The sequence below is a fragment of the Streptomyces sp. SP18CS02 genome, assembly GCF_036322365.1.
GTDB lineage: Bacteria > Actinomycetota > Actinomycetes > Streptomycetales > Streptomycetaceae > Streptomyces.
Genome location: NZ_JAQYXC010000303.1, coordinates 486,664 through 506,781, shown reverse-complemented (window position 1 = coordinate 506,781; position 20,118 = coordinate 486,664). Strand labels below are relative to the sequence as shown.

The window sequence follows — 20,118 nt, the reverse complement described above, 5'->3', positions numbered from 1 at the left end:
TTGGCGCAGGGCACGTGCGCGGTGCCGGCCCACCCCTCCTCAACCAGGAGTGGCCACCCTCAACTGATGAAGACTTAAGGGGTCAACAGAGATGGCAGCGGAGATCGTCAATCCTCGCAGCGACAGCGGTACGGACAGTGCTCCCGACGAGCCCTTCGATCCGGCCTTCGCCCTGCACCGGGGCGGGAAAATGGCCATTGCGGCCACGGTGCCCCTGAGGGACAGGGATGACCTGTCCCTCGCGTACACCCCCGGCGTCGCCAAGGTGTGCACCGCCATCGCCGAGCAGCCCGATCTGGTCCACGACTACACGTGGAAGTCCCAGGTCGTGGCCGTCGTCACCGACGGCACAGCGGTGCTCGGCCTCGGCGACATCGGCCCGGAGGCATCGCTTCCGGTCATGGAGGGGAAAGCGATCCTCTTCAAGCAGTTCGGTGGCGTGGACGCGGTGCCCATCGCGCTCGCCACGACCGACACGGACGAGATCGTGGAGACCGTCGTCCGCCTGGCACCCTCCTTCGGAGGGGTCAACCTGGAGGACATCTCGGCGCCCCGGTGCTTCGAGATCGAGCGCAGGCTCCAGGAGCGCCTCGACATCCCGGTCTTCCACGACGACCAGCACGGCACGGCCGTGGTGACACTGGCCGCCCTGCGCAACGCGGCCAAGCTGTCCGGGCGGAGCATGGGCGAGCTGCGCGCCGTCATCTCCGGCGCCGGGGCGGCCGGGGTCGCCATCGCCAAGTTCCTGCTGGAGGCGGGGCTCGGCGACGTGGCGGTCGCGGACCGCAAGGGCATCGTGAGCCGGGACCGCGAGGACCTGACGCCGGTCAAGCGCGAGCTTGCCGAGATCACCAACCGCGCGGGGCTCGCGGGCTCCCTGGAGACCGCCCTCGTCGGCGCGGACGTCTTCATCGGCGTCTCCGGCGGTACGGTCCCGGAGGCCGCGGTCGCGTCCATGGCGCCGGGCGCCTTCGTCTTCGCCATGGCGAACCCGAACCCGGAGGTCCACCCCGACGTCGCGCACAAGTACGCGGCCGTCGTGGCGACCGGAAGGTCGGACTACCCGAACCAGATCAACAACGTGCTGGCCTTCCCGGGGATCTTCGCCGGGGCGCTCCAGGTGCGTGCCTCCCGGATCACCGAGGGTATGAAGATCGCCGCGGCGAACGCGCTGGCGGACGTGGTGGGCGACCAGCTGGCCGCCGACTACGTGATCCCGTCGCCGTTCGACGAGCGGGTCGCCCCCGCGGTGACGGCCGCCGTGGCCGCCGCCGCGCGGGCGGAGGGCGTCGCGCGCCGCTGACGCGCCCCCGTGGTTCTCCGGGCCGCGCCGTGCTCCCCGCCGGGAGCGCGGCGCGGCCCTTCGCGTTGCCGGGTCCGGGTCGGGGTCGGGGTGGTGTGGCCGGAGTGGCCGGGGTCGCTGAGGTGACCGAACTGGGCAGCGTGGCCGGAGCGGCCCAAGTGGCTGGAGTGGGCGGCGCGGGACGGGGGCCGGCGGGGCCCGGGGTGGCCGGGCTGCCGGGGGCCGGGGCATGCGCCGATGAAAGGCGTGTCACATCCGTGCGTGGTTCCGCCGCGTCCCGCGCCCGCCCTATGGTCGGTCCATGTTCGCCGCATACGCCGCACGCATCGACCGCGATCAGCCCCTGAACGGCCTGGAACTGGGTGAACGCCCGGATCCCGAGGTCCGTCCCGGCTGGACCACCGTCACCGTCAAGGCCGCCTCCCTCAACCACCACGACCTGTGGTCGTTGCGGGGTGTCGGCCTCTCGGAGGACAAGCTCCCGATGATCCTCGGTTGTGACGCCGCGGGCATCGACGAGGACGGCAACGAGGTGGTGCTCCACTCCGTCATCGGTCAGACCGGGCACGGCGTCGGCCCGCGCGAGCCCCGCTCGATCCTCACCGAGCACTACCAGGGGACGTTCGCCGAGCGGGTGTCCGTACCCGCGTGGAACGTGCTGCCCAAGCCGAAGGAGCTCTCCTTCGAGGAGGCCGCCTGCTTGCCCACGGCGTGGCTGACCGCGTACCGGATGCTCTTCACCAACGCCGGTGTCCGCCCCGGCGACTCGGTCCTGGTGCAGGGCGCCGGAGGCGGGGTCGCGACCGCCGCGATCGTGCTGGGCCGGGCCGCCGGACTGCGCGTGTACGCCACCAGCCGTGACGAGGCGAAGCGCAAGCGCGCCGTCGAGCTGGGCGCCGTGGAGGCGTACGAGCCGGGGGCGCGGCTGCCGCAGCGGGTGGACGCGGTCATCGAGACCGTCGGCGCGGCCACCTGGTCCCACTCGGTGAAGTCCCTGAGGCCCGGCGGCACGCTGGTGATCTCCGGTGCGACGAGCGGCGACCGGCCCTCGCACGCCGAGCTGACCCGGATCTTCTTCCTGGAGCTGAAGGTCGTCGGCTCCACCATGGGTTCCAAGGACGAGCTGGAGGACCTGCTGTCCTTCTGCGCGGCGACCGGGGTGCGGCCGGTGATCGACGAGGTGCTGCCGCTGGACCGGGCCCGTGAGGGCTTCGAGAAGATCGCGTCCGGTGACCTCTTCGGCAAGATTGTCCTGACCAACTCTTGATGGGCCGTCAGACGGACTGATGGGATCTCCGGCACTGCCGATCCGCGCCGTGCCGGAGGTCGCCCATGCACCGCATCCGCTCCCGTGCCCGCAACAGCAACAGCAACAGCAACAGCAATCGCGTCCGCAACCGCGTCCGCGTCCGGTTCGCCGCCGGCCTGGTGTGTGCCGCCCTGCTGGCCCTGAGCACCCCCGCCCGGGCGGACGCCGGCGCCGGTGACATACCGCGGCTGACCGACGAGCACGGCCGCGTGCTGACGCTGCGCGGCTGGAACATCGAGGACAAGGCCCACCGCGGCGATCAGGCGCTCTCGGCGATCACCGAGAAGCATCTGCGCGACATGCGCGCCCAGGGCTTCGGCTTCGCCCGGCTGCTGGTCTTCTGGGACGACCTGGAGCCGCGCCCCGGCCGGTACAGCCAGGAGTATCTGCGCAAGGTGGAGCGGATCCTGGACTGGGCGCACCGGTACGACATCCGGGTCGTCATCGACGCCCACCAGGATGTCTTCGGCCCGGCGTTCGGGCACCGGGGCATTCCCGAGTGGGCGACCCGCACCGACGGTCTGCCCTTCACCCCGCACCCCGGCGACTGGTTCGCCGAGTACTTCGAACCGGCCGTCCAGCGCGCCTTCACCCATCTCTACGAGGACGAGGACCTGCGGCGGGCGCAGGAGCGGATGTGGCGGGTGCTCGCCGACCGCTTCGAGGACCACCCGGCGGTGCTCGGCTACGACCTGGTCAACGAACCGATGGGGGAGCTCGGGGACGGCGAGGACCTGCCCGCGGCCGCCCGCCGGATCGAGGCCGAGCAGCTGACGCCGATGTACAACCGCCTGGCGGACGCGATCCGCACGGTGGACGACGACACCTGGCTGTTCGTGGAGCCGACCCCGATCGTGGGCGAGGGGGTGCCGACCGGTCTGGGCCGGATCGAGGACCCGAAGGTGGTGTACGCCCCGCACTTCTACAACGCGGCGATGGAGGCGGGCGCGGACTACGAACCGGACGCGGGCTGGATCGAGTCGTACGAGGCCGCGGTCACCGTGTATCCGAGGGAGTACCGGGTGCCGGTGGTGGTGGGGGAGTGGGGGCCGCTCGACAGCTCCCTGCCGAACATGGGGCGTTTCTACCGCGAGGCGCTGGACTCGCTGGCCCGCTACAGCTCGGGGTGGGCGGGCTATGTGTGGTGCTACGGGGGCGGCTACTGCGCCGTGGACCGCTCGGGGGCGCTGCGTACGAACAAGGAGCTGACGGCCGCGCCGTACGCGCCGGCGGTCGCGGGGCGCGTCCGCGCCGAGAGCCGCACCCCGGACGGTGTCCCCGGCGATGGCCGGGACGCCTACCGGCTCGCCTGGACCGCCGGGCGGGGGGTCACCGAGCTGTCGCTGCCGCCGAGTGCGACCGGCTGGCGGGTCGAGGTGTCCGGGCGGGCGTGGCCCCGCACGCGGGTGGTGGCGCCGGGCGGTGCGGTACGCGTTCCGGTGCGCGCCGTGCCGGGGGCGGAGGTCACGCTGCGCGTCAACCGTGGTTGACGTGTGGCGGTCGTCAACGTAAGTTGACGTCATGACGGAAGCGACCGATCTCGCCGCGCGTGCGGGCGACCGTGACCCCCGGGTCGGACTGCGAGCCGTGGCCGCGCTGCGGCGGCTCCTCGAACAGCTGGAGGCCGTACAGGTCAGGAGCGCCCGTGCGCAGGGCTGGTCCTGGCAGGAGATCGCGGCCGAACTGGGTGTCAGCCGCCAGGCCGTGCACAAGAAACACGGGAGGCATTGATGTTCGAGCGGTTCACCAGGAGCGCCCGGGACGTGGTCACCGGGTCCGTCGTCCACGCGGAGCGCGAGGGCGCCGACCGCGTCACCGAGGAGCACATGCTGCTCGCCCTGCTCGACCAGGAGGGCACGCGGTCGTCGTTCGCCTTCTCCGTGCTCGGTGTCACCGAGCGGCGTTCCTCCGTGGAGGGCCTGCTGGCGGACGCCCGCCGTCGCGGGGGGCTGACCCGCGCGGACGAGGAGGCCCTCGCGGGCATCGGCATCGATGTGACGGAGGTCGTCTCCAGGGTCGAGGCGGTGCACGGGGAAGGGGTGCTGCGCGCCGGCCGGACGGCCCGGCGCCGGTGGTCGGGGCACCGGCCCCCCACCCGCGCGGCCAGGAAGGCGCTGGAGAGGTCGCTGCGGATCGCGGTGGGCCGGGGAGACCGCGCGATCGGTGACGAGCACATCCTGCTCGCCCTGGTGGCGAGCCCCGGCGTGGTGGCCGATGTCCTCGCCGACCACGGCGCGACCTACGCCACGCTGGAGCGGGCGATGTTCGGGGCCGGGGGCGAAGGGGTGGCCAAGGCCGGCTGACCGGGCCGGACGCGCCTCGCGCGCGGGCGCCCCGACGGTGACCCGTGGTCCGTGTCCCGTGTCCCGTGTCCCGGGATTCGTGATCCGTGACCGGTGTTACGTGACGGGTGACCGGTGACCCGTGCGCCGGGCGGCCGGACGGCCGGGCGGGCGTGCTCCGAGGGGCGGTCCGCTCGCGGGGTGCCGGGCCCGGATAGGCCGGCCGCAGCGCGCCGAGCCGGGCGCCGGGGCGGTTGCGGGCCGCCACCGGGCCGGGCGACGGGGCGGGGCCCGGCCGCCGAACCGGCCCGCGCCCCGCCCGCCCCTTACTTCTCCTCGCCCCGCAGCAGCGTGTCGAGGTGGACCGCGGCCGTGGAGAGGTGGCGCCGGGCCTCGGCCAGCTGGGTCCGCGTCACGCCGTGGTCCCGGGCCGCGTCGCGGACGTCGTCGCGGAAGCGGTCCAGCAGCCGCTCCAGGTCGCGTGCCGGGTCGTCCGTGCCTTCCACGTCCTCGGCCCACTCCGGGGCCCCGGCCGGATCCGGCTTCACGTACGGCGGCCAGGCGGACGTCGACGCCGCGCCGGCGACCAGCCCTCCCAGCCTGCTGGTCAGGTCCGACAGCCCCTCGCGGACCCCCGTCGGCCAGTCGCCCCGCGCGATGTGGTCCTGCACCTGCTCCTGGACCTGCCGGGCGACCCGCTGGATGTCCTGACGGGCCTTCTCCTGGGCCTCCCTGGCCTGCCGCCGGGCGGTCTGCGCGTCCTCACGGGCCCGGCGGGACTCGTCCTTCGCCCGTCGCGCCTGCTCCTTCCACTCCTGCTTCGCCTTGCGCAGCTCCTCCTTCGCGCTGCGCCACGCCTCGCCCTCCTCGCCGCCCTGCGGGCGCAGGCTCTCGCTCGCGGCCGCCCGCATCTCGCTGCGCAGCTTGCCCGCGGCGCCGCGTACGTCGTCGCGGATCTCGGCGGCGAGCCCGGAGACGGACTCGCGGATCTCCAGCTCCAGGTCGGCCAGCTCGCCGCTGCGTCCGGCCAGTTCGGCGCGTCCGGCGTCCGTGATCGAGTACACCTTGCGCCCGCCCTCGGTGGCGTGGGTGACCAGGCCCTCGGCCTCCAGCTTGGCCAGCCGGGGATAGACGGTGCCGGCCGAGGGCGCGTACAGCCCCTGGAAGCGTTCCTCCAGGAGGCGGATCACCTCGTAGCCGTGGCGGGGCGCCTCGTCGAGCAGCCCCAGGAGGTAGAGGCGCAGGCGGCCGTGGGCGAAGACGGGAGGCATGTCAGAGCACCTTTCCGGAGGGGGTTTCGGGGTCGGGCGCCGCTTCGGGGCCCGTTCCCCGGTGTGTTCCGGCTCCGCCGTCCGGGTCGGGCCTGCGCAGCAGGGCGATGGAGCCCGACACGGTCGTCGCCCGGAGCGTGCCGGTGCCCGCCCCGAGCGTGCCCGTGATCTTCTTGGTGCCCCACTGGCCGCTGACCCGCAGGTCCTCGAAGGCGCTGGAGACCGCGCCGCCGGCGGTGTTCGCCTCCACCCGCGCGTCCGTCCAGCGCGGCAGCCGGATCGCGACCTCGCCGGAGACGGTGGTGAGCCGGATGTCGGTCGGCCTCGGGACACCGGCCCCGGCCCCGTCGGCCTCGTCACCGTCCGGGTCCCCGGTGCGGGGCGCGGCGAGATCGACGACCATGTCGCCGCCGACCGACTCCGCCCGTACGGACCGGCCGGCGCCCTCCATCACGGTGAGGTCGCCCGACACGGACGTGAAGCGGAGGTCGCCGGTGACCGACTGCGCCTCCACGTCGCCCGAGACGGTCTCCGCGCGGACCGGACCGGAGAGGCCGACGAGCGTCGAGTCGCCCGTGACGCCGCGCACCTCCGTACGTCCCCTGATGCCGGAGATCACCGCTCCCGCGCCGATCACCCCGACCTCCACCGTGGCGGTGGCCGGGACGGCCAGGGAGACCACGGCGCTGCGACGCCGGTTCCTGGGGTCGAGCCACTTGAGCAGACCCGGCCAGGGCAGGTCCTCGTAGGCGACGGTGAGCGTCGAGCCCTCCTGGGTGACAAGGAGCGGGGGACCCTCGATCCGGGAGATCTCCAGCCGTGCCGGTCCCCCGTCGGTGCCCACGACGTTGACGGCCCCGTCGGCGACGCGCACATGGAGCGCCGTCACGGGGTCGTCGAGGGTGAGCTTCGTCGGCTCGGTGACGGACCACTCTGTCATGGTGCTGACCTCCCGGAACGACGGCGACACAACATATCGCGTCTTCTGAAGAACACGATATATCGCGGCCAGGGCAAGTCAAGGGGAAGGCCAAGGGGACATCTATGAACAAATTGGCCTAGCGTAAGGGGCATGACAGCCTCTTCCCCGGGGGCGCTGCTGCTGTGCCGTGCGGAGCCGGCGGCGGTACGCCCCGTCGCCCATCTGCTGCGCGAACGGCTGCTGCTCGCCCCGGCGGGCCGTGACTGGAGCGTGCTCGTCCCCGAGGGCGGGCCCTGGCAGGACGGCGGCGAACCGGTCGACCGGGTCGTCTCCGGCTGGGCGGCCGCCCTCGCGGTCGGCGCGCACTGGCCGGTGCTCGCACTGTGGTGGGACGTCCACCACGCCGGCTGCACGCTCGCCACCGGCTTCCGCCGCCCGGTGGGCTACACCTGGCTCGCCGACGGGACGCCCGTGGGGGAGCAGGAGGCGATGCACACCCTCGCGGACCGGCTCGGGCTCGACCCCGTCCTGGACGTCCAGGCCCTCTCCACCCTGACCAGGACCGATCCGGACGCCGACGCCGCGGCCCGGCTGCTCGGCCTGACGGCCCTCCTCACCGGCCAGGGCCTCGCCCTGCCGCCGGGCCTCGCCCCCGGCGAGCCGGCCGGCCGGCTCCGTACGACCGCCCACACCCATGGCGCCGACCGGGTCGACCGCGCCGACCGGCCCGGCGGGGCCGACGCGGTGGCGCCGCCCGGCCGGCCGGGCGCCGACCGTGGAGCCCGGAACGGTCCGGCGCGAGGGCTCGCGACCGCTCAGCTGGTGACGGGCGTCCCCCTGCTGGTGTGGGCGCTGACCCGCCGGAGCGCCGGCTGGGCCGCGGCGGGCACGCTGCTGATCGCCCACGGGGCGCTGGGCCTCGCCGTCGAACGCCCGGGTGGCCGGAACCCGGCGCCCTGATCCCGGGCGACGCCCGCCCGGCACCCGTCGTCCCGGCGCCCCGACCACCGCTTCTGCCCTTGCCGCGCCCTGACGCGCCCTGACGCGCCCTGCCGGGCCTGCCGCGCGGCCCCGCCGGGACTCCCCGGCCGACCGGCTCCCCGCCCGCTCGTCTGCTCGCCTACTCGTCCTCGTCGTCGTCGTCGAGCCGCGCCAGCCAGGTGGCCAGGCGCTCGACGGGAACCTCGAAGTCGGGGTTGAGGTCGACGAACGTACGCAGCTGCTCGGCGAGCCACTCGAAGGTGACCTCCTCCTCGCCGCGTCGCTTCTCCAGCTCCTCGATGCCACGGTCGGTGAAGTACAAGACATGCTCCTGGTGCCTACGGGGTCTTCCCCCTCAGATTACGGCTGCATGTGGTCTCCCCGATGACCGCTCCGTACCAGTAGCCTCGATCACCGGATCGATCGGCTTGGCGTGGGGGAGCGGGCGATGAACGGACAGATCCGCAGAATCGAGCTCGGCGACGGCGAGGTCGTGTACGCGCGCGTGAGCGCCGCCGACGGATACGGCTCGACCGACCGGGACGTCGGCACCGGCCTCGGCGAGCGGGCCGCGGCCAAGCTGGAGGAGCTCAACGAACTGATCCGCCGGGTCGGCGTGAACGTCCTGGACGCCGCCGCGGCGGTGAAGCCGGACACGGCCACGATCTCCTTCGGTGTGGAGCTCACGGTCAAGGCCGGCAAGGCGGTCGCCGTGCTCGCCGAGGGCGAGGCCACGGCGTCCCTCCAGGTGACCCTCGGCTGGCAGTTCGCCGACGGCCGCGAGCGCGGCGCGGACGGCGCCGGCCCACCGAACGCGAATGGCTGACGCGCACACCGACCTCGACGCCCTCGTCCGCGCCGCCACCGTCCGCTTCCTGCCCGCGCGCCCCGACGCCACCGCGATGTGGGGCAGCGGCTTCCTGGTGGCGCCCGGCTGGGTGCTGACCGCCGCCCACGTCCTCCTGCCGTACCTCGCCGACGACAGGAAGAGGACCTTCCGGGTGGCGGGCTCGCCGACCCACCACGGCATCGGACCCGTCGAGGCCCGCCTGGAGGCCTGGCTGGTCAAGGACGTCCACGCCGGCAGCGTGCCGCCGCAGCAGGACGTGGCGCTCGTCCGGCTGCTCGACGAGACGGTCGACCACGAATGCGTCTGGATCGGCGACCAGGCGGTGCCGCCGGTCGGGGAACGCCGCCATGTGTACGGATTCCGGCCGGAGCCGGACGACTCCCATCCGTACGAGCTGTGGACGAGCGACATCGTGGGCAACGTCCGGGACGGCCGCTGCTCGATCCGCTTCACACCCACCGCCGACTTCCCCCCGGGGGTCTCCGGCGGGCCCGTCCTCGACCCGGTCTCCGGAGCCGTCGTCGCCCTCACCAAGTCCGGCCGGGTCGACAAGGACGGCGGACGGGCCGTGCCCCTGCTCGCCCTGCGCGCCTTCGGCCCGCTGTACCGGGAGGTCCTGGCCGAGCACGACCGCTGGCACGCCGAGCGCGCGGACTCCACCCCCGGCAGCTGGCTCACCCTCCAGGAGCGGCTGCCCGGCCAGGCCCGCGCCGGCGGCGACGTCTGGTCGCCCGCCGACCGCGTCACCGCCCTGCGGCAGCTGGCCCAGCTGACGGACCCGCCGCCGAAGGGCGCCGTCGAGGCGCTGGTCGAGCACGTCACCAACGTGCGCCAGGAGCTCGCCTACCCTCCGCTCGCCTCCTGGCGCGACGGGCACGGGCTGCTGTACGACGGCGGCAGCCCCCTGCCCGCCATCGTGTTCCTGCACTATCTGCGGCTGGTGTCGCTCCTCGTCGAGAGGAGCGGGGGCGGGGACGCCGGGACGAGCGCCGCCGAAGAGCTCGAACGGTGGACCGCCAAGAGGGTCCACCGCGTATCGCCGTACCAGATGGGGCTGGTGACGGGGGCCCGGTTGCCGGCGTCCGTCCTCGCCGGTACCGCCGACGGCACCGGCGCGGACTCCGCCGGCCCCGGCGCGTCCGGCCTGGCCGGCGGACCCGGGAGGAGCTCCGCGTCCGACCGCGGCGGCGCGACCCTGGCGGGGGCCGCCGCCGAGGACCGGGTCGTCATCCCGTACCCCGGCCCCGGCGACGGCGTCCACATCGTCGTGGTCGAGATCGAACCCCTTCCGTACCGGACCGTGCACTGGCAGATCCGGATCGACGACGGCAGCGGGGACGACGAGATCTTCGACTCGGAGAAGGACCCGGACGGCGTCGAACCGGCCAAGCTGCTGCAGCGCCTGCGCGGGCCCCTCGACGAGGCCTTCCAGATCGCGGACGCCGCCAACAGCCACCCGGCCGCCTGCGAGGTGGTCCTGCCCGCGGACGCCTTCGACACCCCCGTGCACCGCTGGCAGCTCGCGGAGATGGCCCGGCTCGGCGACGAGGCGCACCTGCCGCTGGGCGCCCGCCGCCGCGTGGTGCTGCGCGACCTCTCCCGCAGGGGCCGCCCCGACGACGAGTGGGCCGGGCGCTGGGACGCCGTGATGGCCGCGGACCGGCTCTCCGCCGTGCGCACGCCCCCCGTCCAGCAGGCGCCCCGCCGCCAGCACCTCAAGGACATGGCCGCCGGCGCCGTCCCGGTGCTGTGCCGTCCCGCCGGGCGCGGACCGGGGCGCAAGGCCATGGAACTGGCGCTCGAAGCCGGACACGGCATCGCCCTGTGGCACATCGAGGGCCACCCGGGATCGGTCGCGTGCGGGGGCGACTGCGACGCCTTCCACCAGGCCGCGGCGGAACTGCTCACGGAGGCCGCGTCCGCCGGTGAGCTGCCCGACCTCCTGCGCCGTATCAGAGAGGGCATACACGAGCGCCGGGACCGGGGGCACTGGGCCGAAGCCGTCGCGGTGCTCTACGACGACCCCGGTCGGCCGGTGCCCGCGGGGCCCATGGGACTGTGGAGCTCACCAGCATGAAACGTACGGGCAGTTGGCCGGAAAAGGGCCTTGGGAAGCCGTACCAGGGGTACGTTCTCAGGGGCCCGTTGTGGGTGCGTCCTGCCCCCGTCGGCCAGTACGCGGGTCCCGACCGAGAGCCGACGAGGAGCAGGCCATGGACAGCTGGCTGATTTACCGGGGCCAGGGAGAGCCCGACCCCGAGCGGATCGGCCGCCTCCCGGACCCGCCGCGCTGGCGCAGGTTCAGCGGGGATCCGCTGCCCGACGCCGTGCCCCCCGTCGACCACAGCACCGAACGCCGGCTCGGGGAGCGCGCCCCGCTGCCCATCCAGGACGACGAGTCCCTCCAGCTCATCAACGCGGCCCTGTACCTGCGCCGGCCGCTCCTGGTGACCGGCGAGCCCGGTTCGGGCAAGAGTACCCTCGCCCACGCGGTCGCCCATGAACTGGGCCTCGGCCGGGTGCTGCAGTGGCCGGTCGTCAGCCGCAGCGAACTGCGCGACGGCCTGTACGCCTACGACGCCATCGGCCGGCTCCAGGACGCCCAGCTCTCCCGTGAACGGGCCTCCGGGACGGGCCCGGTACCGGACCGGGCCCGGGCGGGTGACCGCACGCGGCCGGACGGCGCCGATCCCGTCGGCGGCGCCGATCCCGCCGGTGCCGCCGAGGACAACGCCATCGGCCGGTACATCAGACTCGGCCCGCTCGGCACGGCCCTGCTCCCCAGCGTCCGGCCGCGCGTCCTGCTCATCGACGAGCTGGACAAGAGCGACATCGACCTGCCCAACGATCTCCTCAACGTGCTGGAGGAGGGCGAGTTCCGCATCCCGGAGCTGGAGCGGATCGCCGACCGCGAAGGGCAGCGGACCGTCCACGTCCTGGACGAGGACGGCCGCCGCGTACCGGTCACCGACGGACGCGTACGCTGCCACGCCTTCCCGTTCGTGGTGATGACGAGCAACGGCGAACGCGACTTCCCCGCCCCGCTGCTGCGGCGCTGTCTCCACCTCAAGCTGGAACCACCCCGCAACGAACGCCTCGCCGCCCTGGTCCAGGCCCACTTCGGCCCCGGCGCCGACGAGCTCCACCACGACCTGCTGCAGAGCTTCGTCGAGGGCGACGACGGCGGCGAGCTGCGTCTGACCGACCAGCTCCTCAACGCGATCTTCCTCACCCAGTTCGCGGCCCGCGAGGACCGCGTGCGGCGCGGGGAGATCGCCGACCTGCTGATGCGCCCCCTCGACCAGCAGCACCCCCGGCGGTGACCTGGCAGTGACCACCGTCTCCCCCCACGCCCCCGGCTTCCTGAGCGGACCGCTCACCGAACTGGTGGCGCGGCTGCGGGAGGCCGAACTCGGGCCCACCGCCGAGGAGGTCGCCGACGCGCTCTGGCTCGCCCAGTGGGTCACCCCCGCGGGCCCGCCCGTCTCCGCCCACCACACCGGCGCCGCTCTCCCGGACCCGCTGCCCGGCCCGTCCGGCGCCGACGGCCCGCCGCAGCCCCCGCCCCGGCGCCCGGGCCCCAGGGGCGGCCCGGCGCGGGAGGGCCGGGCCGGACTGTCCGCCCCCGGCTGCGCCGGAGCGCAGGGCGAGGCCGCGGACTCCGACGCCCGGGTGTGGGTGCCCACCGCCGACACCCTGCCCGACCCGCAGGCGCTGCAACGCGCGTTACGCCCGCTCCAGCGGTACCGCGCCCCCGGGGCGCCCGTCCGGCGGGTGATCGACGAACGGGCCACCGCCGACGCCGCCGCCGACAGCGGCCTCACCGTGCCGGTCCTGCGCCGCGAACGTCGCCGCGAGGCGCGCGTACAGCTGCTGATGGACGTGTCGTCCTCCACCGTCGTGTGGCACCAGACCCTCGACGAACTGCGCGGCGTGTGCGAGCGCGCCGGGGCCTTCCGCACCGTGGACCTGCTCTATCTGCACACGGCCCCGGACGGCAGGCCCGGCATCGCCACCACCGCGGCCCGCGGCACCGCGCCGCTGCACTCGCCCGCGCAGCTCGCCGATCCGACCGGCCGCCGGCTGACCCTGCTGCTCAGCGACTGCGCCGGGCCCCTGTGGCGCAGCGGCGAACTGCACCGGCTGCTGCACCGCTGGGCGGCCACCGCACCCGTGGCCGTCGTCCAGCCCCTGCCCCAGCGGATGTGGCGCAACGCCCACCTGCCCGCGTTCCCCGGCCTCCTGCGCAGACCGGAGGGCCCGGCGGCCCGGCTGGAGTTCACCGGCCGCGCGCTCCCGCCGCGCGGGGCCGCCGCCATTCCCGTCCTCGCGCCGAACCGGGTGGCCCTGGAGACCTGGGCCCGCCTGCTCTCGGCGCCCGGCCGGCTGACGCTGCCCGGCGCCGCCGGCTGGGCCGTCGCCGACCCGCCCCCCGCACGCCCGGCCGCGGCCGGCCCCACGACCCCGCCGACGGCCGCCGAGCGGGTCCGCGCCTTCCGCCGCCACGCCTCGCCCTCCGCCGTCCGGCTCGCCGAGTGCCTCTCCCTGGCCCCCCTGGTGCTGCCCGTCATGCAGCTCGTGCAGCGGGCGATGCTGACCGGCAGCGGACCCGACGTACTCGCCGAGGTGCTCCTGAGCGGGCTGCTCAAACGCAGCGACGACGAGACGGACGACGTCACGGAGCCCGTCTACGACTTCCTCCCCGGCGTCCAGGAGGAGCTGTGGACCCGCCTGGAACCCGGCGACGCCCACCTCGTCCTGAAGAACTGCTCCCAGTACCTGGAACGGCGCTTCGGCACCGGCGTACGGAACTTCCCCGCGATGGCCGCCGCCTACCTCGCGGGCACCGTCGAGCCGCAGAGCGGGCCCGACGACCCCCGGCTGCGCCGCTTCGCGGTGGTCTCCACCCAGGTGCTGCGCCACTTCCTCGCCCCGGCGCCCGCGGTCCCGGCCGCCCCCGACGCCGGGCCCGCGGATCTGGCGGCCCTGGCCCGCGAGAGCCTGGAGCGGTTCCGCAGCCAGGGCACGGCCCGCGACCTGGACGCCGCCGTCGACCTGCTCGCCGCCGCCGCCCACGGCGCCGGTGACCGCACCCGGCAGGCGGCCCTCCAGGACGAACTGGCGCAGGCCCTGCTGGAGCGATGGGAGGCCCGGCGCCTCGGGGAGGACCTGCGCGGGGCGCTGGCCGCGGCGGAACTGGCAGCACCCGACGAGCCGGGCGCCTACTGGACCCTGAGCCAGGTGCTGGACCGGATGGCCGACGAGGTGCGGGCGGCCGGGCCCGGGACGGACGCGGTGCCCGAGCGGTTCCGCCAGCAGGCGGCACGCGGCATCGACGGCGGCGGCACGGATCCCGAGGCGATCCGCTTCCTGCTGCTCGTGTACGCCGACGAGCGCCTGAGCCGGGCACCGGCCGGCGGGGGCGAGAACCACAACCGGATGCGGCTGAACCACGTCCACGTGCTCCTGATGCTGGCCACGGAGTACGGCGACTACGCGGCCCGGCTGCTCAGCCCGCCGCCCGAGGACCCGGAGCGGTGGTACGGCGCCATGGGCGGCCGCGCCGTGCGCGTACTGGACTCGCTCGTCGACGCCGACCCCACCCCCTCCCTGCTGCACATGCGCGGCGTGATGACCTTCCTGGTCGCCCGCAGCCACGCGCTGAGCGGGCACGCCGCACCGGAACAGGTCCGTTCGCTGGCCCGGCGGGCGAGCGAGGACCTGGCGGAGTCGCTCGCCCTGCTCGAAGCGGTGGAGCCGGCCGAGCGGGAGGAGCGCGGGACACCCGACGACGACCCCTGGGGCTGGACACCGGCGCCCAGGGACCTCTTCCTGGGCTGGACGCGGGCCGCCTCCGCGATCGAGCTCGCCGAGGACGCCGGGGACGGCCGGGAAGCGGGCCTGCGGGTGCTGGCGGCCCTGGAGGAGGCCCGCGCGATCGCCGAGCGGTACCTGCCCTGGCCGGACCGGGACGAACAGCTCGCCGACTGCCTGCTCCGCATCGGGCGGCTGCGCCTGTCGCTCCACGGGACCGGGGAGCTCGACGACATCGTCGAGCTCCTCGCGCGGGCGGTGCGGCTCACCCCGCTGGGCGCCCCCCGGCACGTCGAGACCCTGAGCACGTACGCGAGCACGGTGCTGCTGCGTGAACCGGCGCGGCCGCACGAGGTCGAGGCGGTGGTCCGCCTCCACCGCGAGGCGGTCGACGCCACCCCCGAGAGCTCGGCCGATCTGGCCGTGTACCGGCTCCAGCTGGGTCAGGCCCTGCTCAAACGGTTCCAGCTGCGCGGCGCCCTCACCGACCTCCACGAGGCGGACTGGATCCTGGGCGCCGTGGCGCGAGGCACCGACTCCCGGGAGCTGTCCGCGCTCGCCTGGATGTTCCGCGGCCTGGTCTCGCACGAACTGGGGCGGACGACCGGCGCCACCGTCCGGTACACCGAGGCGGGCGACCACTACCGGCGGGCGGTCGACGACGCGGTCGGGACGGGGAACACCACCCTCGCCGCGACGGCCACGCGCAGCCGCGCCAAGCTGCTGGAGCGCACCGCCGGGGCCCCCCGTGCCCTCGCCGAGTACCGCAAGGCGCTGCGGCTGCTGACGGAGGCGGGCGCGTCCGGCTCGGCCGAGACCGACGCGCTCCGGCGGGACATCGCGCGGCTGGAGGCGGAAGAGGCATGACCGCGCCCCGTGTGCCCGGTGACATACCGCTGCCCGAATTCCCCCGGCTCGCCGAGCTCACGGCCGGGGAGGCCGGGACGACCGGCCACGCCGTCCTGGACGCGCTGCTGGCCGGACTCAGGGAGCGGGCGGCCGCCGAGACCGTCGTCGCCTACTACGACGACGCGCCGTGACCGCCGCCGGCGTGCCGCTGTGGCCGCACCGCACCCTGGACACCTCGGCCCCGCCCGCCGTCCCGCTGCGGCAGTTCGTCCTCAAGGTACACAGCCGCTGCAACCTCGCCTGCACCTACTGCTACATCTACCAGGGCCCCGACAGCAGCTGGCGCGAACGCCCGGCCCGCGTCGACGCCCGCACGATGTGCCGGACCGCCCACCGCATCGCCGAGCACGCGGCGGCCCACCGGCTCGACCGGGTCCGGATCGACCTGCACGGCGGCGAGCCGCTGCTCGGCGGCCCGGACACGGTGCTCGCCTACGCCCGGGCCGTCCGCGACGCGCTGCCCGGCCACTGCGCCGCCGACATCTGCGTGCAGACCAACGGCACCCTCCTGACCGACGCCGCGCTGGACCGGCTGGCCGCCGCCGGGATACGCGTCGGCCTCAGTCTCGACGGCGGTACGAAGGCCCTCAACGCCCGCCGGGTCGACCACGGGGGCCGCCCCTCCTGGCCGGCCGCGGCCCGCGCCGCCCGGCTGCTGTCCGCCCGCCCCGCCCAGTACGCCGGGGTGCTGTGCACCGTCGACCCCGCCACCCGGCCCGCCGAGGTCTACGCCTCGCTGGCCGCGCTCGGCGCCCCCGGTATCGACTTCCTCCTCCCCCACGCCAACTGGGGCTCCCCGCCTCCCGGCGTGCGGCCCGCGCCACCGGGCCGCAGGCCGCGCCCGACTCCTTACGGGGACTGGCTGGCAGAGGCGTTCGACCTGTGGTGGGACTCCGGCCGGATGGTCACCAAGGTCCGGATCTTCGGCGAGATCCTGGCCCTGCTGCTGGGCGCCCCCAGCGCCACCGAATCCGTCGGCCTCTCGCCGATGACCGCCGTCGTGGTCGACACCGACGGCGCCGTCGAACAGGTCGACTCGCTGAAGTCGGCCTACCCGGGCGCCCCCGCCACCGGGCTCGACGTCTTCCACCACTCCTTCGACGAGGCCCTGCGCCACCCCGGCATCGCCGCCCGCCAGCTCGGCGCGGCCGGGCTCGCCGCCGACTGCCGTAGCTGCGCCCTCCTGGAGGTGTGCGGCGGCGGCAACTACGCCCACCGGTACGCCCCGGGCACCGGCTTCCTCCATCCCAGCGTCTACTGCGCGGACCTGGAACGCCTCGTACGGCACATGGCCGACCGGCTGTGTGAGATGGAAGACATCCGTCACTGTTCGCCAACTGCTCCTCCATGACCAGGATCTGACGCACAATCGAATGGCTTGCGTACAGAGCCGACCCTTTCAGTGAGGGAGACCTCCGCATGACCGAAGGCTCCGAGCACATCACGGTGGTCTTCGCCGCACAGAGCGAGCGCTGGGCCACCTGGGTCGAGGAGGAACTCGCTTCCGCCGGATTCCGCACCGGCCTCGTCCGCTGGGACCCGCTGCGCCGCCCCCCGGAGGGCTCCGCGCTCACCGAGCTGCTCGCCGTGCCCGGCCGCATCCTGCTGGTGCTGGACGACTGGTACCTGCGCTTCGACGCGGGCCGCTACCGCGCCTGGGCCGACGTGCTGCGCACGGTCCTGCCCGGACACGAAGGCCGCCTCGCCGCCCTCAGCGTCACCGACCGCCCGCTCCCCGAGGCCGTCAGGGACCTCGACCCGGTGGAGCTGCGCGGCGTGGGCGCCGAGGAGGCCCGGCGCCGGCTCCTCGCCCTGGTCGGGATCGACGCCCCCAGGGTCGTCTCCGGCGTCCGGCTCACCCGCCGGCGCAGCTTCCCCGACGACCCGCCGCCCGTCTGGAACGTCCCGCGCCGCAACCGCCGCTTCACCGGCCGCAGGGGCATCCTGGAGGAGCTGCGCACCTCCCTCACGGCGGACCGGGACGGCACCGCGATCGTCGCCGTCCACGGACCGGGAGGCGTCGGCAAGACCCAGCTCGCCATGGAGTACGCCCACCGGTACGCGGGCGAGTACGACCTCGTCTGGTGGGTCCGCGCCTCCACCACCAGCACCGCCCGGGAGAACTTCGCCGCCCTCGCCACCGAACTCGGACTCGGCGGCGGCGCCGAGCTCCGGCCCCTCATCGACGCCGTCCACCGGGTCCTGGGCACCGGCGACCGGCGCTGGCTGATCGTCCTCGACGGCGCCGAGGACCCCGAGCGGCTCGCGGACCTGCTGCCCGAGGGCCCCGGCCACGTACTGATCACCAGCCACCGCACCGCCTGGTCCGCCCACGGCGCCGACCTCCTGCGGGCCCCCCGCTTCCACCGCGACGAGAGCGTCGCCTACGCCTGCCGCCGTGCCACCCGCCTCACCGAGCAGGAGGCCGACCAGCTCGCCGACGCGCTGGAGGACCTGCCGCTGCTCGTCGACCAGATGGCCGCCTGGCTCGACGCCCACCCGATGAGCCCGGTGAGCGGCTACGTCGAGGAGATCCGCCACGGCAGCCCCAGCGTCTTCGGCGTCGTACCGTCCGGCGAGGACCCCCGCCCCTTCCAGGCCGTCTGGTCCATGGCCGTCAACACCCTCCACGAGGACGCCCCCGAAGCGCACGAACTGCTCAAGCTGCTCGCCTTCTTCTCGGCCGACATCGTGCCCGTACGCATGCTCCAGGCGGCCCGCTCCGCCGACCTGCCGCCGCACCTGGCCCGGATGGCCACCGAACCGAGCAGCTGGAACACCGCGCTGCGCAGGCTCTCCGAATCGACGGCCATGTGGCTGGAGTACGAGACCGGGCCCCGCGCGGACACCCTGACCGTCGGCACCCTGCGCATGCACCGGCTCTTCCACCGCTTCGTCCGCGACAGCCTGCCCGCCGCCGACCGCGCGACGGCGTCCCTCACGGCCTGCCGGGTGCTGGTCGCCGCCGACCCCCGCGAACCCACCCGGCCCCGGCACTGGGCGCGCTACGCCGAGCTCATCCCGCACCTCGTGCCCTCCGGCGCCCTGGAGTCCGACGACGACGACGTCCGGCGCCTCGTCCTCAACTGCGTGGAGTACCTGCGCACCCGCGGCGAGTACCACGACGGGCTCGCGCTCAGCCGGGCCGCGCTCGACCACTGGTCCGCCACCTCGGGACGCACCGACCGCCGGGTCCTGGAGGCCGGTCTCCAGCACGCCAACATGCTGCGCCGCCTCGGCCGTTACGCCGACGCCGAGACGGCCGGCCGCGCCGTCCTGGGCGACCTGGAGTCCGCCGGGGCCGACGGACACGGCGTCGAGACGCTGCGCGCCCTCAACGGCCTGGGCGGCACCCTGATGGCGCTGGCCCGCTACGACGAGGCCGGGGCCCTCTACCAGCGGGCCGCGAAGGACGCGGTCGAGCTGCTGGGCGAGCAGGTGCCCCTCACCCTGCGACTGCGCACCAACCTCGCCACGGCCACCGGCCTCCAGGGCCGCTACGAGGAGTCGCTCGCCGAGCACCGGCACGTCTTCAGGGAACGCGTCGGGCTCCTCGGCGAGCGGGACTCCCTCACCCTGCTGTCCGCCTTCCACACCTCCTGGACGCTGCGCCTGCTGGGCCGGTACGCGGACGCCCTCGCCATCCAGGTGCGCAACGTGCATCTGCACCGCCAGACCCTGGACCGGTCCCACTCCCAGACCCTGCTCGCCGAACACAACCTGGCGCTGTGCATGCGGCGCGAGGGCGACATCGACTCCGCGAAGGCGATGATGCGTTCGGTCCACGAGCGGCTGGTCCGCAGGAGGGGCAGCCGCCATCCCGAGACGCTGCTGGTCGCGACCGACTACGCCATGCTGCTGCGCGGGGCGGGGGAGACCGAGGAGGCCCGCGCCCTCGCCGAGCGGACGGCCCGGCTGTACGCGGCCGTGCTCGGCGAGAACCACCCGTACGCCATCGGCGCCCGGGACAACCGCGCGCTCATCCTGCGCGACCTGGGCCGGCCACGGGCGGCGCTGTCGCTGGCGGAGGAGACCATGGCCCGGATGGACGCCGTGCTCGGTCCCGCCCATCTGTGGAGCGTCGGCTGCGCGATGAACACCGCCGGGGCGCGGGCGGCGGCCGGGGACGTGGCGGGCGCGGTGGCGCTCGGCCGGGACGCCCTGGAGCGGGCCCGCGCCTGCGCCGGCGACTCCCATGTGCTGACGGTCAACGTGCAGGCGGGCCTCGCCCAGGACCTGCACGCCGCCGGCCGGCGGGACGAGGCCGGACGGCTGGGGCGGGACGCGCTGCGACGGCTCGCCGGAGTCCTCGGGGAGGACCATCCGCAGGTCGCCCATATGCGGGCCGGGTCGCGCCCGTACTGGGACTTCGAACCCCAGCCCTACTGACGCCCCGGCCCCGCGGGCGCCCCGGCCGGCGGACGGTTCCGGCCCGGCCCGTCCGGACACGCCGGAGGGCCCGGCTCCGCGTCACCGC

General features: G+C 74.8%; 16 protein-coding genes. 13 read left to right on the top strand and 3 right to left on the bottom strand.

Annotated features, from left to right (window positions below):
- Window positions 1-91: 91 nt before the first annotated feature.
- The 5 genes from PUR26_RS33150 to PUR26_RS33130 all read left to right on the top strand — a co-directional run bounded on the left by PUR26_RS33150 (window position 92) and on the right by PUR26_RS33130 (window position 4,915).
- Window positions 92-1,303 (top strand): NAD(P)-dependent malic enzyme, encoded by a 1,212-nt coding sequence (locus PUR26_RS33150; protein WP_329878339.1) that lies wholly within the window; start codon window positions 92-94, stop codon window positions 1,301-1,303.
- Between the two features lie 301 nt (window positions 1,304-1,604).
- Complete coding sequence (locus tag PUR26_RS33145) at window positions 1,605-2,570, top strand: zinc-binding dehydrogenase (protein ID WP_329878337.1); 966 nt, start codon at window positions 1,605-1,607, stop codon at window positions 2,568-2,570.
- A gap of 65 nt (window positions 2,571-2,635) precedes the next feature.
- Window positions 2,636-4,102 (top strand): glycoside hydrolase family 5 protein, encoded by a 1,467-nt coding sequence (locus PUR26_RS33140; protein ID WP_329878335.1) that lies wholly within the window; start codon window positions 2,636-2,638, stop codon window positions 4,100-4,102.
- Between the two features lie 31 nt (window positions 4,103-4,133).
- A complete protein-coding gene (locus tag PUR26_RS33135) occupies window positions 4,134-4,343 on the top strand; it encodes a helix-turn-helix domain-containing protein (RefSeq protein WP_329878333.1) in 210 nt (69 codons plus the stop codon).
- On the top strand, window positions 4,343-4,915 hold the full coding sequence (locus PUR26_RS33130) for a Clp protease N-terminal domain-containing protein (RefSeq protein ID WP_329878331.1): 573 nt from the start codon (window positions 4,343-4,345) through the stop codon (window positions 4,913-4,915). Before PUR26_RS33135 ends, PUR26_RS33130 begins: the two co-directional genes overlap by 1 nt.
- A 305-nt stretch (window positions 4,916-5,220) precedes the next feature.
- On the opposite strand, the gene PUR26_RS33125 is transcribed toward PUR26_RS33130, so the two are convergent.
- Both PUR26_RS33125 and PUR26_RS33120 read right to left on the bottom strand, forming a co-directional pair.
- Window positions 5,221-6,165 carry a PadR family transcriptional regulator gene (locus tag PUR26_RS33125; RefSeq protein ID WP_329878329.1) on the bottom strand — a complete coding sequence of 315 codons (945 nt, stop codon included), beginning with the start codon at window positions 6,163-6,165 and terminating at the stop codon, window positions 5,221-5,223.
- A 1-nt stretch (window position 6,166) separates the two neighbouring features.
- Complete coding sequence (locus PUR26_RS33120) at window positions 6,167-7,105, bottom strand: DUF4097 family beta strand repeat-containing protein (protein ID WP_329878327.1); 939 nt, start codon at window positions 7,103-7,105, stop codon at window positions 6,167-6,169.
- Between the two features lie 132 nt (window positions 7,106-7,237).
- Here PUR26_RS33120 and PUR26_RS33115 point away from each other — a divergent pair, with 132 nt between their 5' ends.
- Window positions 7,238-8,047 carry a hypothetical protein gene (locus tag PUR26_RS33115; protein ID WP_329878325.1) on the top strand — a complete coding sequence of 270 codons (810 nt, stop codon included), beginning with the start codon at window positions 7,238-7,240 and terminating at the stop codon, window positions 8,045-8,047.
- A gap of 160 nt (window positions 8,048-8,207) precedes the next feature.
- Here the strand turns inward: PUR26_RS33115 and PUR26_RS33110 are convergent, their stop codons facing one another.
- Window positions 8,208-8,390 carry a DUF6104 family protein gene (locus tag PUR26_RS33110; RefSeq protein WP_329878323.1) on the bottom strand — a complete coding sequence of 61 codons (183 nt, stop codon included), beginning with the start codon at window positions 8,388-8,390 and terminating at the stop codon, window positions 8,208-8,210.
- Between the two features lie 126 nt (window positions 8,391-8,516).
- Here PUR26_RS33110 and PUR26_RS33105 point away from each other — a divergent pair, with 126 nt between their 5' ends.
- From PUR26_RS33105 to fxsT, 7 genes are all read left to right on the top strand, one after another.
- On the top strand, window positions 8,517-8,894 hold the full coding sequence (locus PUR26_RS33105; protein ID WP_329878321.1) for a CU044_2847 family protein: 378 nt from the start codon (window positions 8,517-8,519) through the stop codon (window positions 8,892-8,894).
- Window positions 8,887-10,995, top strand: coding sequence for a VMAP-C domain-containing protein (locus tag PUR26_RS33100; protein ID WP_329878319.1), 2,109 nt, complete (start codon window positions 8,887-8,889; stop codon window positions 10,993-10,995). Before PUR26_RS33105 ends, PUR26_RS33100 begins: the two co-directional genes overlap by 8 nt.
- Before the next feature lie 136 nt (window positions 10,996-11,131).
- A complete protein-coding gene (locus PUR26_RS33095; protein ID WP_329878317.1) occupies window positions 11,132-12,241 on the top strand; it encodes an AAA family ATPase in 1,110 nt (369 codons plus the stop codon).
- A gap of 7 nt (window positions 12,242-12,248) precedes the next feature.
- Window positions 12,249-15,599, top strand: a complete 3,351-nt coding sequence (locus PUR26_RS33090; protein ID WP_329878315.1) for an SAV_2336 N-terminal domain-related protein — start codon at window positions 12,249-12,251, stop codon at window positions 15,597-15,599.
- Window positions 15,596-15,772, top strand: coding sequence for a hypothetical protein (locus PUR26_RS33085; RefSeq protein WP_329878313.1), 177 nt, complete (start codon window positions 15,596-15,598; stop codon window positions 15,770-15,772). The genes PUR26_RS33090 and PUR26_RS33085 overlap by 4 nt, the downstream gene beginning before the upstream one ends.
- Window positions 15,769-16,992 carry an FxsB family cyclophane-forming radical SAM/SPASM peptide maturase gene (locus PUR26_RS33080; RefSeq protein ID WP_443077245.1) on the top strand — a complete coding sequence of 408 codons (1,224 nt, stop codon included), beginning with the start codon at window positions 15,769-15,771 and terminating at the stop codon, window positions 16,990-16,992. Before PUR26_RS33085 ends, PUR26_RS33080 begins: the two co-directional genes overlap by 4 nt.
- A 68-nt stretch (window positions 16,993-17,060) precedes the next feature.
- The gene (fxsT, locus tag PUR26_RS33075; protein ID WP_329878311.1) at window positions 17,061-20,030 is read left to right on the top strand and encodes an FxSxx-COOH system tetratricopeptide repeat protein; all 2,970 of its coding nucleotides are present in this window, start codon (window positions 17,061-17,063) and stop codon (window positions 20,028-20,030) included.
- Window positions 20,031-20,118 lie beyond the last annotated feature (88 nt).

What these genes read in the sequence shown, in the direction of transcription:
- PUR26_RS33135 (WP_329878333.1), top strand. Translation starts at nt 4,134, where the DNA reads ATGACGGAAGCGACCGATCTCGCCGCGCGTGCGGGCGACCGTGACCCC.
- PUR26_RS33095 (WP_329878317.1), top strand. Translation starts at nt 11,132, where the DNA reads ATGGACAGCTGGCTGATTTACCGGGGCCAGGGAGAGCCCGACCCCGAG.
- PUR26_RS33130 (WP_329878331.1), top strand. Translation starts at nt 4,343, where the DNA reads ATGTTCGAGCGGTTCACCAGGAGCGCCCGGGACGTGGTCACCGGGTCC.
- fxsT (WP_329878311.1), top strand. Translation starts at nt 17,061, where the DNA reads ATGACCGAAGGCTCCGAGCACATCACGGTGGTCTTCGCCGCACAGAGC.
- PUR26_RS33115 (WP_329878325.1), top strand. Translation starts at nt 7,238, where the DNA reads ATGACAGCCTCTTCCCCGGGGGCGCTGCTGCTGTGCCGTGCGGAGCCG.
- PUR26_RS33150 (WP_329878339.1), top strand. Translation starts at nt 92, where the DNA reads ATGGCAGCGGAGATCGTCAATCCTCGCAGCGACAGCGGTACGGACAGT.
- PUR26_RS33100 (WP_329878319.1), top strand. Translation starts at nt 8,887, where the DNA reads ATGGCTGACGCGCACACCGACCTCGACGCCCTCGTCCGCGCCGCCACC.
- PUR26_RS33105 (WP_329878321.1), top strand. Translation starts at nt 8,517, where the DNA reads ATGAACGGACAGATCCGCAGAATCGAGCTCGGCGACGGCGAGGTCGTG.
- PUR26_RS33145 (WP_329878337.1), top strand. Translation starts at nt 1,605, where the DNA reads ATGTTCGCCGCATACGCCGCACGCATCGACCGCGATCAGCCCCTGAAC.
- PUR26_RS33120 (WP_329878327.1), bottom strand. Translation starts at nt 7,105, where the DNA reads ATGACAGAGTGGTCCGTCACCGAGCCGACGAAGCTCACCCTCGACGAC.
- PUR26_RS33140 (WP_329878335.1), top strand. Translation starts at nt 2,636, where the DNA reads ATGCACCGCATCCGCTCCCGTGCCCGCAACAGCAACAGCAACAGCAAC.
- PUR26_RS33125 (WP_329878329.1), bottom strand. Translation starts at nt 6,165, where the DNA reads ATGCCTCCCGTCTTCGCCCACGGCCGCCTGCGCCTCTACCTCCTGGGG.
- PUR26_RS33085 (WP_329878313.1), top strand. Translation starts at nt 15,596, where the DNA reads ATGACCGCGCCCCGTGTGCCCGGTGACATACCGCTGCCCGAATTCCCC.